The sequence below is a fragment of the Pseudarthrobacter sp. TRD_SC_9 genome, assembly GCF_055361265.1.
The window spans coordinates 250,766-263,828 of record NZ_CM143956.1 but is presented as its reverse complement, the minus strand read 5'-3'; the positions used below and the strand labels follow the sequence as shown (position 1 = coordinate 263,828).

General features: G+C 60.5%; 10 protein-coding genes. 9 read left to right on the top strand and 1 reads right to left on the bottom strand.

The window, feature by feature from the left end; all coding sequences use genetic code 11:
- The first annotated feature begins 73 nt into the window (after positions 1-73).
- Genes ACWA13_RS01185 through ACWA13_RS01160 form a run of 6 tightly spaced genes read left to right on the top strand, consistent with a single transcriptional unit; the run spans position 74 to position 8,620 of the window.
- Positions 74-1,000, top strand: coding sequence for a helix-turn-helix transcriptional regulator (locus ACWA13_RS01185; protein ID WP_463936203.1), 927 nt, complete (start codon positions 74-76; stop codon positions 998-1,000).
- A gap of 21 nt (positions 1,001-1,021) precedes the next feature.
- Positions 1,022-4,387, top strand: a complete 3,366-nt coding sequence (locus ACWA13_RS01180) for a thioester reductase domain-containing protein (RefSeq protein ID WP_463936201.1) — start codon at positions 1,022-1,024, stop codon at positions 4,385-4,387.
- Between the two features lie 19 nt (positions 4,388-4,406).
- A complete protein-coding gene (locus ACWA13_RS01175) occupies positions 4,407-5,039 on the top strand; it encodes a 4'-phosphopantetheinyl transferase family protein (protein ID WP_463936199.1) in 633 nt (210 codons plus the stop codon).
- A 31-nt stretch (positions 5,040-5,070) separates the two neighbouring features.
- Positions 5,071-6,315: a beta/alpha barrel domain-containing protein gene (locus ACWA13_RS01170; RefSeq protein ID WP_463936198.1), complete on the top strand. Its 1,245-nt coding sequence runs from the start codon at positions 5,071-5,073 to the stop codon at positions 6,313-6,315.
- The gene (locus tag ACWA13_RS01165; protein WP_463936197.1) at positions 6,312-7,238 is read left to right on the top strand and encodes a ketopantoate reductase family protein; all 927 of its coding nucleotides are present in this window, start codon (positions 6,312-6,314) and stop codon (positions 7,236-7,238) included. The genes ACWA13_RS01170 and ACWA13_RS01165 overlap by 4 nt, the downstream gene beginning before the upstream one ends.
- Positions 7,235-8,620 (top strand): MFS transporter, encoded by a 1,386-nt coding sequence (locus ACWA13_RS01160; RefSeq protein ID WP_463936196.1) that lies wholly within the window; start codon positions 7,235-7,237, stop codon positions 8,618-8,620. Before ACWA13_RS01165 ends, ACWA13_RS01160 begins: the two co-directional genes overlap by 4 nt.
- 301 nt (positions 8,621-8,921) lie before the next feature.
- On the opposite strand, the gene ACWA13_RS01155 is transcribed toward ACWA13_RS01160, so the two are convergent.
- Positions 8,922-9,404, bottom strand: coding sequence for an HIT family protein (locus ACWA13_RS01155; RefSeq protein ID WP_463936195.1), 483 nt, complete (start codon positions 9,402-9,404; stop codon positions 8,922-8,924).
- A gap of 368 nt (positions 9,405-9,772) precedes the next feature.
- On the opposite strand from ACWA13_RS01155, the gene ACWA13_RS01150 reads away from it, so the two are divergent.
- From ACWA13_RS01150 to ACWA13_RS01140, 3 genes are all read left to right on the top strand, one after another.
- A complete protein-coding gene (locus ACWA13_RS01150; protein ID WP_463936194.1) occupies positions 9,773-10,585 on the top strand; it encodes a class I SAM-dependent methyltransferase in 813 nt (270 codons plus the stop codon).
- 739 nt (positions 10,586-11,324) lie between these two features.
- Positions 11,325-11,756, top strand: a complete 432-nt coding sequence (locus ACWA13_RS01145) for a LexA family protein (RefSeq protein WP_463936193.1) — start codon at positions 11,325-11,327, stop codon at positions 11,754-11,756.
- Positions 11,749-13,047: a Y-family DNA polymerase gene (locus ACWA13_RS01140; RefSeq protein WP_463936192.1), complete on the top strand. Its 1,299-nt coding sequence runs from the start codon at positions 11,749-11,751 to the stop codon at positions 13,045-13,047. The genes ACWA13_RS01145 and ACWA13_RS01140 overlap by 8 nt, the downstream gene beginning before the upstream one ends.
- Positions 13,048-13,063: the final 16 nt, after the last annotated feature.

Genomic DNA, 13,063 nt, shown 5'->3' with positions numbered 1-13,063 from the left:
CTGCGACTGGGTGCACCAAACAGGGATACCCTCGGCCACCCAAACGCGCTTCACACACGACTAGCCTGAAATTATGAAAGGCACTCTCGGCAGTTTCCTGAAGACGCGGCGCAACAAGACAGACCCCGCTTCGATCGGTCTTGATCCCGGTAACGCACCCCGGCGCGTGCCCGGCCTCCGTCGTGAAGAGCTGGCACGCCTGGCGGGCGTGAGCGTCGGCTACTACACCAGAATTGAACAGGACCAGACCCGGACTGCGTCCATGCAGGTGCTGGATGCTCTTGCCACCGTCATGAGGCTTGAAGACGCCGAGCGTGTCCACATGTACAACCTGGCCAATACCACGTCGTCGTCGTCGCGGATGGTTCGCGATCCCCTGGAGAAGCCGCACCGGAGGGTGATATCGCTCTTTGAGTCACTGCATGAAACTGTCCCGGCTGTTGTCCTGGGACGGCGCGGGGACATCCTGGCCTGGAACCATTCCGGCCACGAACTGCTCTTTGAGCACCTGCCGTTCGAGGCTCCGATGGACATCAACCGGCGGCCTTCGGTTCCCCTGCTGTTCTTCCTTGATCCGCTTACCCGGGACCTGTACAGCAACTGGAAGGAACTCGCACGCATCCATGTTGCGTACCTGCGGTTGACCTCGGGCCGGTATCCCACTGATGCCAGGCTCGCCGAACTCATCGGCGAACTGGCCATGAAGAGCAGTGAGTTCGCCAGCCTTTGGGCCGAGGGCGACGTCGCAGACTGCACCGTGGGAAACATGCTGCTCTCGCACCCCACCATCGGGACCCTGGATGTCGACTACCAGGTCTGGCTGCAGCCCGAATCCCCGGATCATCGTCTTGAGGTCTACACGCCCAACGATGACGCATCACGGGACGGGCTGAACGTTCTGCCCAACAGGTTCCGGGATCCGCTGCCTGTGCCCGACAGGCGCTCCATCACGTCCAGCCGGCTCAGCTCCGCACCCTTGCAGCACTCGTTGGAGCACTGAAACATGCGTCTCCGGAGCAGAATGATATCTGCCTTCTCCCACTTCGGTGATCGCCCGGCACTGGCCGAACGCCGGCCCATCCCTGTCACCAACGACCAGCTCAACCGCATGGACAACCGCGTCCTGGACTCCTACGAGACACTCTCCTACCGTGCCCTGGGCAGGCGCGTAACAGCAGTGGCAAGCCAGCTGCAAGGTGGTGCTTCCGACTGCACTCCGATCACGCCCGGAGAATGCATCGCCATGCTGGGATACGCCGGTATTGACTACACAACCGTTGACTTCGCCTCAAATTTTACTGGTATCACGACTGTTCCGCTGCAGACCAGCGGCACCTATGAGCAGCAGAACGCAGTCATCGCAGAAACCACTCCGCGGCTTCTGGCTGTCACGGTCGCCCTGCTGGAACGTGCCACACTCCTGGTTACGGCAAACCCGTCCATCGAGCGGTTCATTGTCCTTGATTACCGCGGCGGCGAGGCAGCGCACCGTGACGCTGTCGCAACACTGGCCAAGAACATCCCGATGGTCCCCGAGACGCTGGACATCGACCTGGATGACGACGGGTTCATACCGGACCCGGGACAGAACAGCTCTGATGATGCGCTCGCGATGCTGCTGTACACCTCAGGCAGCACCGGCACGCCCAAGGGTGCAATGTACACCCAGCGACTGGTAGCTGAGATGTGGGGCGGGGAAGGCTGGTCTGAGTTTTTCGCTGAAGCAGCCGACATCGTCAACTTCCACTACATGCCGATGAGCCACGTCGCCGGCCACTCGTCGGTCAGGAGCACTTTGGCCCGTGGTGGCCTAACCTGCTTTGCGTCCACGACCAACCTGTCCAGCTTTTTTGACGACCTCAACCTTGCCCGGCCAACTGAGCTGTCCCTGGTTCCCAGGGTGTGTGAACTGCTGCACCAGGAATACCAGCGCCGGCTCCACGATGCGGATGCTGCCGATGTCCTGGCGGACATGCATGAAAACATCCTGGGCGGCAAGGTCCAGTGGGCCAGCTGCACCTCCGCCCCGGTGTCGGCGGAGCTGAAGAGCTTCATGGAATCATTGCTCGGCATCGAGCTGCACGAGCTTTATGGCACGACCGAGATCGGCGGCGTCCTCGCCGATGGCCGGTTCCTGCGTCCCCCGGTCATCGACTACCGGCTTCAGGACGTTCCGGAGCTAGGGTACTTTTCCTCTGACCGGCCTGATGCCCGTGGAGAGCTGCTCGTCAAGAGCACGTCGACGGTCCCCGGCTACTACAACCGTCCTGAACTCAATGCTGAAATCTTCACCGAAGACGGTTACTACCGCACCGGAGACATTGCTGCGGTCGACCCCGAGGGCAACGTGCGGATCATCGACCGCAAGAACGCGATCATCAAACTCTCCCAGGGGGAATTCGTCGCGCTGCCATCATTGGAGGCCAAGTACACCGCGGGAAGCGACATCGTCCGCCAGGTGTTTCTCTATGGGGAAAGCAACCAGTCCTCTATCGTCGGTGTCGTTGTCCCTTCCGATGATCTGCGTGCTGAACTCAATGACGACGCGACGGCCATCCAGAAGAGGCTTCTGCGCGAACTCAGGAACACCGCCACTGAGGAAGGCCTGAACTCCTATGAGATCCCGGCCGCCGTCCTCGTGGATTTCGAGCCCTTCAGCGAAACCAACGGGCTGCTTTCGGACCACCGGAAGCCTGTACGGCCCCGCCTGACCGAAAAGTACCGGCCCAGGCTCATCGCCCTGTATCAGGAGATGAAGGCAGGTCAGGATGAACTTCTTGATTTGCTGGTGGCCCACGGCGCTGCCGATGAGACTGAATCCACTGTGCGCACGGCAATCGCTGTGTCCCTGCAAAGCGATGTGGAAGACATCGCAGTAACAGCAAAGTTCCGTGACCTGGGCGGAGACTCGCTCACTGCCGTCTATCTGTCCCGGCTGCTCGAGCAGATTTACAGCGTCCGCGTCCCGGTGGACACCATTGCCAGCGAGTCCTACACAATCGGCCAATTGGCTGGGTACATTGACGCCAAACGCCTCTCGGACGGCCGTGACACGGCGTCTTTTGAGCAGATCCACGGTGCTGAGGCCAACCGCCTCCAGGCAGCTGACCTGATACTCCCCCGGTTCTTTGAAAATGAGATTCCTGCCCCGGGTGGGCCGGCCACGCCCGGTGCTGCAGAATCAGTCCTGATCACCGGTGCCAGCGGCTACCTCGGCCGCTTTCTGTGTCTGCAAAAACTGCGTGAGTTCGCCGGTACCCGCCACCGGGTAACCTGCCTGATTCGGGCCAGTGACGATGCTGCGGCCTGGGCCCGGTTACGAAAAACGTTCTCCACCACTGAGTCCCTGCTCGCTGAATTCGATCATCTCAGCTCAAATCTCGATGTCATCGCCGGCGACATCTCCGAATACCGGCTGGGGCTCGATGATCCGGCTTGGGAACAGCTCTGCCGCGGTATTAGTGGGATCATCCACGCGGGAGCGATGGTCAACCACGCTCTGCCGTACCGGGAGCTTTTTGCCTCCAACGTCAGCGGGACCGCCGGCATCATCCGCCTGGCCCTGACCGGGACGCTGAAGCCTGTGACGTTCATGTCCAGCATTGCAACGGCACTCCTGACCGGGCCTGCAGCCCCATTGGATGAGGTCTCCGACATCCGCCAGGCACTCCCGGAGATTGAAACAACCGGCGGCATTGTCGATGGCTATGCAGCGACGAAGTGGGCCGGTGAAGTCCTCCTGCGCGACGCCCACGACAGATACAACCTGCCCGTCACCGTCATCCGGTCCAGCATGATCCTGGCCCATTCCAAGTATCGGGGGCAGATCAACGTCCCCGACACCTTCACGCGGCTGTTGTACAGCCTGATCAGGACAGGGCTTGCACCTGCGTCCTTCTACACCCACGAAGGCGGCCGCGCCCACTACGACGGACTTCCTGTCGATGTTGTTGCCAAGGCAATTTCTTCGCTCTCGTTGGCAGGAGAACGCCAGGACAGGGCTTTTGCCACCTACCACCTGGTGAACCCGTTCGATGATGGCGTGTCCCTGGACACTATGGTGGACTGGCTCATCGAGATGGGGATACCGCTGACCCGGATCGGGCCCTACGCTGACTGGTTTGCCAGGTTCACCGTGGCTCTCAATGCCTTGGATAAGGACGATAAGCGCGCTTCGGTGCAGCCGCTGCTGGAAGGCTTTTCACAGCCGGAAGCGCCTGCCTTCGGTTCCTTTATCGGATCTCCGGAACTCACTGTTGCGCTGGGATCAGACCCAGCCTTCAACTTGTCAAGCCTCACCCGTGGGTTCCTTCTGAAATGTGTTGACGACCTTGAGCATGTTTTCGGTCAGTCGATACCCCACCAATCACTGGCGGCAGCCAGATGATTCGGTGACGGCGGTGAAGGTGACATTGGGGGACGCCTTCACCGCAATTGCACTCAGTAATGACGTGCTGCGGAATATCGAGGGTCCGCCTCTTGCCGCGGCCGACGCGGATCGCTGCCGCAGACTTACCAGGGCACAGGACCGCGAGGACTTCACAGCCGTCCGGAGAGCTGCTTTGCTTCTGATGGGATACCTGCACGGCATCCCTGCTGCAGCTTTTGAAATACACCAGCACTGCGCCGTCTGCGGCGGCCGACACGGGCGTCCGCGCATCCCCAACCCCGGCAACCTTGATGTGTCCTGGTCCCACCACCAGGGGACAGTTGCCGTCGCCGTCGGACCAGGACGCATCGGCGTAGATGTCCTGATCCCACATACACGGCCTGCGTCGGCTGAGCCCTCTGCCGAGGTCATGACACAGATTGAAGCACTGGTCAAAACCGGCGTAGGAACCCTGAATGACCTGCTGCGGTACGCCAGGCAGCCAGGCGCGCCGGAACTTACCAACGAACTTCATCTCAGCGATACCAATCAACGCGTAACCCTGAAAACCGTAAAACTCCACAGCGGTGCGACCCTCTCCGTGGCCAGCACCCGCCGTACCCGGTTCATCACACTGGATGACCTCCAACGGCCTGCACCTTTTCTCTGATCACTCTTCCCATCGAGCGTTAGGCGATACCATGCTGCAGTTTCCGAAAGCCCACCGACCCCGATACAACGACTTTTCGATCAAGGCCATCTCCGATGAGACAATCCGCGAAGGCGGTGAACGCGCACCCTTTGGCGCAAGCAATGCTGACAAACTGGAGCTGGTCATGAAGATCACCAACTCCGGAGTAAAAGACATCGATGTCGGGTCAGGGATTCTGGAACCGATCTTTGTTGACCAGTTGTTGCGCGCCCAGGACGCCGGCAAGATCCCGGCCGACGTTACTTTTTCCTTCAACCTCACGCTCAAAACCTGGGAACCGCTGTGTCAGGCGCTGGAAGACACGCTGACCCGCGGGCAGCTGGAGCGGCTTTACGTGAGTATCGGCATGATCGAGATCGACTCCCACCATCATCTCTTCGAGCGGGTAGCCGAGCGGGTACGCTCGCTCGGCGTGGGCACCTTACGGTCAAGTCTGCTCAACGCGTTCTCCAACACCATCGAAGAGGACAAGTACGCGCACCTGATGAGCCAGATCGAACGCTGCCGCCAACAGGGCATTTCATTGATCCGGATCAATGACTCCATAGGCACCCTCTACCCGGACGCGACCGCCGTCCTTGCAGCGAACCTTGTTGCCGACAACCCGGACACTGTGTTCTACCTCCATGGGCACAACGACCGCGGCATCGGCACCGCCAACTCTCTGGTCAGCATTTTCCATGGCTTCCAGATGATCGAAGGAGGTGTTGCCGGTGTCGGTAACAGGGCGGGCCTGGCCGAACTTGAGTCCATCGCCTCTGTGTTCGCCGACAACAACATCACTGTGGATTCAGGGCCGTTGGACATCGATGGATTGATCGACGCCGCCCGCTGGTCTGAACGAACCTACCTGACGACGCCCACACCCTTTCGACCAGTCAGCGGTTTCCTTGTACTGAATGAGAACGCCGGCATAGTCAACGTCCCCGACTACCTTGGTGTAAGTCGTGAGGTGGAGTACTTCATCAACGAGATCGGATTATTTCCCAGCTACATCCGTCAGATCCTCATTGATAACGGGGTGCCGGCCGAACGTATCACCGAAGAGCTGATCGCGGACGTCTACAGTACTTTGAGCTCGCGGATGCAGGATCTGTACGAAAACCGCCAGCAGGTCTTCGTCCAGCTGCACGAGCAGATTCTGGACTTCTACAACCCCATCGTCAGGCTTCCCGATGTCGGCAGGCTGGGCATGGAACTGCTCGACTACCACGATGAGAAGATGAGCCGATGAGGATACTTATTTGCGGTGCCGGAGCCATGGGACTGTACTTTTCTGCACGTCTGGCCCAGGCAGGGCACGATGTGGTCCTCAAATCCCGATCCAGCACCGAGGACACCGGGATCCAGCTGGACAGCGCATTCCAGCAGGAGCGTGTATCCGGTGTGAGCGTCATTTCAGAGCTGACCACCCCGCTGGAGGTGGACGCTGTGCTGATTGCCACGAAGGCATGGCAGGTCGAAAAAGCCCTGGTGGGCCTTCAGGGCAGGCTCAGTGACAGAACTGCCCTGGTAACTCTCCAAAACGGCATAGACGCGCCCGAAGTTGCCCGACGCCTCTTTCCCGAAAGTCCTGTGATCGCCACAACGTGCGTTGTGATCGTCAAGCGCACGGGCCCGATGGCTCTTGAACTTATTGGCGGAGAAGCGAACCTCAGCGTCGGGCTCTTCGATGCGGTCGGCACCGGCACCGGAATCGCCGAGCAAGTAGTAGACGCATTCAATGACACCCCGATGGCTGCCACCCTTGTCCAGGACGTTCACCGGGCGCTGTGGAAGAAAATCGCCCTCATCGCCTCCTACGGCGGAGTCGGTGCCGTGTCCGGTGTGCCTGTTGGTGTGACCCGGGCCCATCCTGAAACCCGCTCGATGGTTTTGGAAGGCATCACCGAGTGCGCATCGGTGGCTCGTGCCTGCGGGGCGGAATTCTCTGTTGAGGATATTGAAGAGGTCTTTTCTGTTTATACAGATAGCTTCGACCCATCGACGACCTCATCCATGCAGCGTGACCTTGCCGCAGGACTGCCCTCAGAGCTGGAAGATCAAAACGGGGCAATTGTTGCCCGGGCCAAGGAGGTAGGAGTGCCAACGCCGACGCATTCGTTCATTCTGCGGTCACAGCTGCCCCGCGAACGACAGGCCAGGTCCCGTCAATGACGGCCCCTCCCGCGGCACAACGCCTGGCGATCCCCCTGCTGATTGCCGTCAGCATTGGGAACTTCTTGGTCGCCTTCGACGCCTCTGCAATCAATGTTGCTGTACCGCAGATCGTTGAGGAGCTTGGCGGCAGCACCACGGACCTGCAGTGGATTCTCGACGGCTACACCATCCCGCTGTGTGCTTTCCTGTTTCTGTCAGGGGTCCTCGGAGATCGGTTTGGTGCCTTCCGTGTCTACCGTTGGGCGATGCTGGCCTTCCTTACCAGCTCCATCGGATGTGCCCTGGCATGGTCTACCCCGGTACTGATTGGAATGCGTCTGATGCAAGGGGCGGCTGCCAGCTTCATGCTCCCCATGACGCTTGCGATCATCGCCGCCGCAGAACCGGACCGGAACCGACGGGCCCGCGCTGTCGGGGTATGGGGCGTCGTTGGCGGGTGTGCGATCGCTCTGGGTCCATTGCTGGGCGGGGTGCTCTCTGAGACTCTGACGTGGCGATCCATTTTCTGGTTGAACCTGCCGGTCTGCGCCATAGCCCTTCTGGTCATTCACAACCGTCACAGTAAGCCTGCCGACACACCCCGACGTATCTCAGTTCTCAGCCAGGTGCTATTTCTGAGTTTCCTTTTCTCCGTCGCCTGGGTGCTGATTTCGATGACCCACGAACAGATCTCAACCGGGGCCCTGGTCCTGCGGTGGGGACTGGTGGTGGCCCTTGGTGCCGGGCTGGTTGCAGCGGACCGGCGGGCACCAACACCCATGATCCCAGAACAATTGTGGCAGGACCGAAGCTTTCTCCGGCTCACGTCAGCGGGAGCCATCTACCAGTTCTGTTCATACGGGTCTTTGCTCGTTTTCACCCTATGGGCCTCGACCTTCCAGACAGACAGCCCATTGGGGGCCGGGATGTTGGTGCTGCCCTGCTCGATAGCCTGGCTCTGCGGCAACCTGACTGTATGGGCCAGCCAACCCGCCTGGCGGCTGCGGATCATCGCTGCCGCAACGGTCGCAGGAGGTCTCGGTGCTGTGGCTGCCGTAGCCTCCGGCGGGCAGCCTTCCACTGTTCTGGTTATCGGCATGGTTCTTGTCGGGTTCGCCTCCGGCCTGCTGGCATCCACTCTGAGTGCACAGGCAATGCACGTAGCGCCGGGGGAAGTCAGTGGAGCGGCCTCGGGAATGTTCAACACCAGCCGTCAGTTCGGGATGGTCGTGGCCATCGCCACGGTAGGAGGAATCGGCTTCGAATCCGGACTCTTGCCGCAGTTCGGCATCGTCACCATCGGCTTCGCGCTCATCTTCGCGCTGGTCTTTTTCCCCGGCAGGCGCAGCCGAAAGGAGCAGTCTAGAGAAATCCAGGTCCTGAACGCTCCCCCAGTCTGATTCGAGCTTCACCCAACGAGCCGACCCTATGAACGCCAGCCGCTACGCCTACGCAGTAGACGACCCCATTAGCAACAGCGACCCGTTTGGTACGTTGTACCGACCGCTCCGGTTGTCCCACTCCCTATAGAAGTGGAACACCCTGGTGGGACACTCCCCGCCGGCCCATGGGTGCCTCACTTCCTTGGAAGTGGAAACCCTGGTGAGATACTCCTCCCCGGATCTCGATCGTAAACTTTTGGGGATTGATGGCGGAGTTTCACAGCCCTATTTGGCGCATGGTGCAGCCGCAAGGGATCCTTCAGCGGGCGGATCGCGCGTCGTAGCCGCTCGCATCTCTCAGATCAGCGGTTAGAACATTCAGATTGTCGACGTATCCAACCTTCTTAAGCGTGCCCGCCCCACTCGCCCAGGGGCGTACTAGGTCGTCTCCCTGATAACGAGGGACAAGGTGTACATGAAGGTGGAATACGTCCTGCCACGCTGCGGTGCCGTTGCTCTGTATCAGAGTCAGGCCTTCGGGATTTAACCGTCGTCTGAGCAGGTTGGCAACGTGCCAGGCGCCTCTCATAGCGGCTGAGAATTGCTCTCCGCTCATGTCGAAGGCGGTGGCCGCGTGAATACGTGGCACTACCAAGGTGTGCCCTTGGGTAGCCGGATCGATATCGAGAAAGGCCACAACATCGTCGCTGGAGAAGAAAATCTGATCCCTGGAATCGTGACTAACAATGCAGCAGAATGGGCAATCGCCCTGAGCGGTGGATTCTGGAGCCTCTGGTGTCATACTCCCATGTGTACAGGACTGGGACGCGTGCCCGGAAGGCGGTCCTCCGTTGGCCGACCCAACGGCATGCACGGGCGTTCCAGAGCGTCCTCGACTGGCGCTTGCGGACTCCCGTGAGGCCCGCCCGAAATATGCCCCGTGAAGGCGCCGAAACCACCATCGTCCCGTGTACTTGGAAGTGGGACAACCCTGGTGGGACGCTCCACCGCGAACCTACGACGGTCGGCTCGGAGCGACCGCTAAGCCGCCGGCACCATCGAATCAATATGCCCAACAGCCTGCACACTGTCCCGCTGATCGGCAGGAGCCGGAGGGCACCGGACCGCTGAGCCCCGTCCGCTCCTGAAAGACCCGTTAGGCTGGCAGGCATGCAGTGCCCGCGCGCAATAACCATTCCAATGGATGGGCCCGCACTGCATGATGAAGTTCGCCCAGCCTGGTCTGAGAACGTAATTTCCTGGCTGCTCGGATCATCCGCGTGCGGATACCCGCTATCTGTTCTGGATCTCGGCGCCGGAACCGGACTTGGAACCAGGACCATCGCAGCCCTCGGACACGCTGTCACGGCCGTCGATACAGACAGTGACAGGCTCTCCGTCCTCATGAAAGTATGCGACGATCTCCCGCCCGACATCGCCGCCCGCATTACCCCGGTCACCGGCTCGGCGGAAAATATCCCTATGAAAGACCAGAGTGTCGATGCCATCACCTGTCTCCAAGCCTGGCATTGGATGGACCCGACCGAGGCAATATCTGAATGTGATCGAGCGCTCACCCCCAACGGCACGATTGGGCTCGCCTGGCATACATGGGACCGCACCAGCTCGTGGGTCCAGGATCTGGCGTCAATCGTCTACCCTGACGAAATGCCGGCGGACCAGACCCAAAGCGTCCCTGCAGACTTTGCCGGACGAGGCTCCTTTGAACGCAAGGAGTTCCACTTCAACTACGACCTGACCGTCGACCAACTCATACAACTTGCAAGTTCATGGACTTTCGTTTCGGGGAGGGCTGACTGCCATTCCGTCTTGTCAAAAATCCGTCGACTGGGTGAGCAAACAGCGTTACCGGACACCGGAGTTGTGAGCTTTCCTCACATCACGGCCGCCTATCGGCTGAAAACGCTGACGCCCGCGGAGGCGTACAGAAGCGACGAGGAAACTACTGTCCCAGTTCCTTAGAATCGGGACGCCGCTGGTGTTGGGATAGGCCTCCGAGGATCCCGTGACTGTCAGTTAGGAACGTTGAGCGATGATTGCCACCTGGGGCCGTTGGCCTGTGGTCTTTCTGAGGTGGGTCTCGACCACGTCAAAGCCGGCCGAGATTAGCTCGTCACTGAGGTCACTCACGGGCCACCGGTATGCCGGGGCCACCGCATGAGCAAACCTTTCGACCACGGGGCCCTCGAAGAACCCGATGAAGCAGCGCACCGCGGGTCTTAGTACGCGACTGAACCCCAACAGAGGAAGCCTGATCGCGCCGGGCTCATGGTGAATGAGGGAGTAAAGGATCCTGCCTACCGTTCCTGATCACACGGTCGAGTCCAGGCACACTTCAGATACGCGCCCGGAAGCCAGTCCCCACGGCGCACTCCGCCTTTCCCAACACACAGAGTAAATGGCCTCATCCTCATCAAGGAGTGGAAGCTGGTGGTTCTCCAGGGGACGGTGCCGGCGCCGGCAGTGCTCGGCGAACCATACCCGGCATGGAAAAAGCTCCTTAGGGCAACTGGGCTGCGGACCAATCCCGCCAGCGTGCTCACTGCCGGGCAGGTGGAGCCCTCCGCACAGCTCAAAGCGGTCCCCTACTGGGTACAACCCGCGGCACCGTTCTCTGGACGTGCCATCCAGCAGAATGACTACTGTCGGGGGCAGCGCGTACACTGATCTAATCGAACATATATTCGAATGAGGGTGTGTTGTGGGCGTTGTTGTCGGTCCCCGTGTGATAGATGCGGGTACTTCTTTGCTGTCGGTGTTGATCTCACCGGTGCTGGTCGCCGCGGGCTACCCCTCGCCGGCCCAGGACTACTTTGACGGCCGGATCGACCTGAACCAGCACCTCATTCAGGACATCACCAGCACCTATGTGGTGAGGGTGTCCGGGGATTCGATGGAGGGCGCCGGCATCAGTGACGGTGACGAGCTGATCGTGAACCGTGCACTTGAACCCAAGGACGGCTGCGTGGTCATCGCCGTCCTGGACGGTGAGCTGACGGTCAAGCGGCTTCGGATGACAGCTGCCGGCGTTGTCCTGCAGGCCGAAAATCCGGCGTACCCGGATATCCGGGTCCCGGCCCTGTCTGACCTGGTCATCTGGGGCGTGGCCACCAGGTGCCTTCACCATGTCTAAGCCGGCGCTGATGCGGCACATGCCGCAGATCGCGCACGTGGATGTGAATTGTTTCTACGCCTCGGCTGAACGGGCCTTCGACCCTTCGTTGGAGGGCAGGCCGGTCATTGTGCTTTCCAACAATGATGGGTGCGCGGTCACCCGCTCCCCGGAAGCGAAAGCCCTGGGCATCCCATTGGGTGAGCCCTGGTTCAAGCTCGCTCCCAGGGCAAAGGAATGGGGCCTGATCGCGAAATCGAGCAACTACGAACTTTACGGAGACATCAGCGCCCGGGTCATGGAGCTGCTGGGCCGGTACTCGGCCTGGCTGGAGGTCTACAGCATCGATGAGGCCTTCCTCGGCGTCAAAGGAAGCCCGAATGAACTATTGGCACTGGGCCGGACCATGAAAACGACAGTACGGCGGAACGTTGGTGTTCCGGTTTGCGTCGGAATCGCCCCAACGAAAACCCTGGCGAAGCTCTCCAACAAGTGGGCGAAGAACAACCCCGTCTTCAATGGAGTGTGCCACTGGGATTCGGTGCCGGCCGGGCAGCGGGAGAAGCTGTTGGGGTACCTGTCCGTCATCGAAATTTGGGGCGTGGCCGCCAGGCTGACAAAACGGCTCAACGCCCTGGGCATCCACTCGATCCTGGACCTGTCCCGGGCGGATCCTGTGATGATCCGGGACCGTTTCTCCATCGTCATGATGCGTACCGTACTCGAGCTGCAAGGTACGCCCTGTATTGCGATGGAGGAAGAACGCGTGGGTCGGGAACAACTGATTTTCTCCCGCTCCTTCGCCAAACCCATCACCTTGGCAGCGGATATACGGCAAGTACTAAGCATCTACGGCCAACAAGCCTCAGCGAGGCTCGGCAAGCACGGACAACAAGCCAAAGTCCTCACCGCGTTCGCCGGCACCTCACACTTCAACCCCCGGGACACCTCATTTCCGTCCGTGTGCGTCCCGCTGCCGATGCCTACCGCTGATCCTGTCATCCTGACCAAGGCAGCCCACGCGCTGCTGCCGCTCATCAACGACGGCGTCCGGTACGCCCGGGCCGGGATCATCGTCACGGATCTGCGCCCTTCCGGGAACCAATCCCCGCTATCTCTGTTCGAGAACCCGCACGAGGAACGCCGCGTCGGGGCCCTCCTGGAAGACGTCACCAAACGCTACGGCCGCGGATCCATCGGCCTCGGTCACGGCGGGATCCGGGGTGGCCCGGACTGGACCATGAAACGGGACATGCTCTCCCCCAGGTACACCACCCACTGGGACGAACTCCCCCTCGTCAAAGCCGCCTGACAAATACTGCAGCACC

Coding starts and splice junctions, on each gene's coding strand:
- ACWA13_RS01185 (WP_463936203.1), top strand. CDS start 74: ATGAAAGGCACTCTCGGCAGTTTCCTGAAGACGCGGCGCAACAAGACA.
- ACWA13_RS01180 (WP_463936201.1), top strand. CDS start 1,022: ATGATATCTGCCTTCTCCCACTTCGGTGATCGCCCGGCACTGGCCGAA.
- ACWA13_RS01170 (WP_463936198.1), top strand. CDS start 5,071: ATGCTGCAGTTTCCGAAAGCCCACCGACCCCGATACAACGACTTTTCG.
- ACWA13_RS01165 (WP_463936197.1), top strand. CDS start 6,312: ATGAGGATACTTATTTGCGGTGCCGGAGCCATGGGACTGTACTTTTCT.
- ACWA13_RS01160 (WP_463936196.1), top strand. CDS start 7,235: ATGACGGCCCCTCCCGCGGCACAACGCCTGGCGATCCCCCTGCTGATT.
- ACWA13_RS01155 (WP_463936195.1), bottom strand. CDS start 9,404: ATGACACCAGAGGCTCCAGAATCCACCGCTCAGGGCGATTGCCCATTC.
- ACWA13_RS01150 (WP_463936194.1), top strand. CDS start 9,773: ATGCAGTGCCCGCGCGCAATAACCATTCCAATGGATGGGCCCGCACTG.
- ACWA13_RS01140 (WP_463936192.1), top strand. CDS start 11,749: ATGTCTAAGCCGGCGCTGATGCGGCACATGCCGCAGATCGCGCACGTG.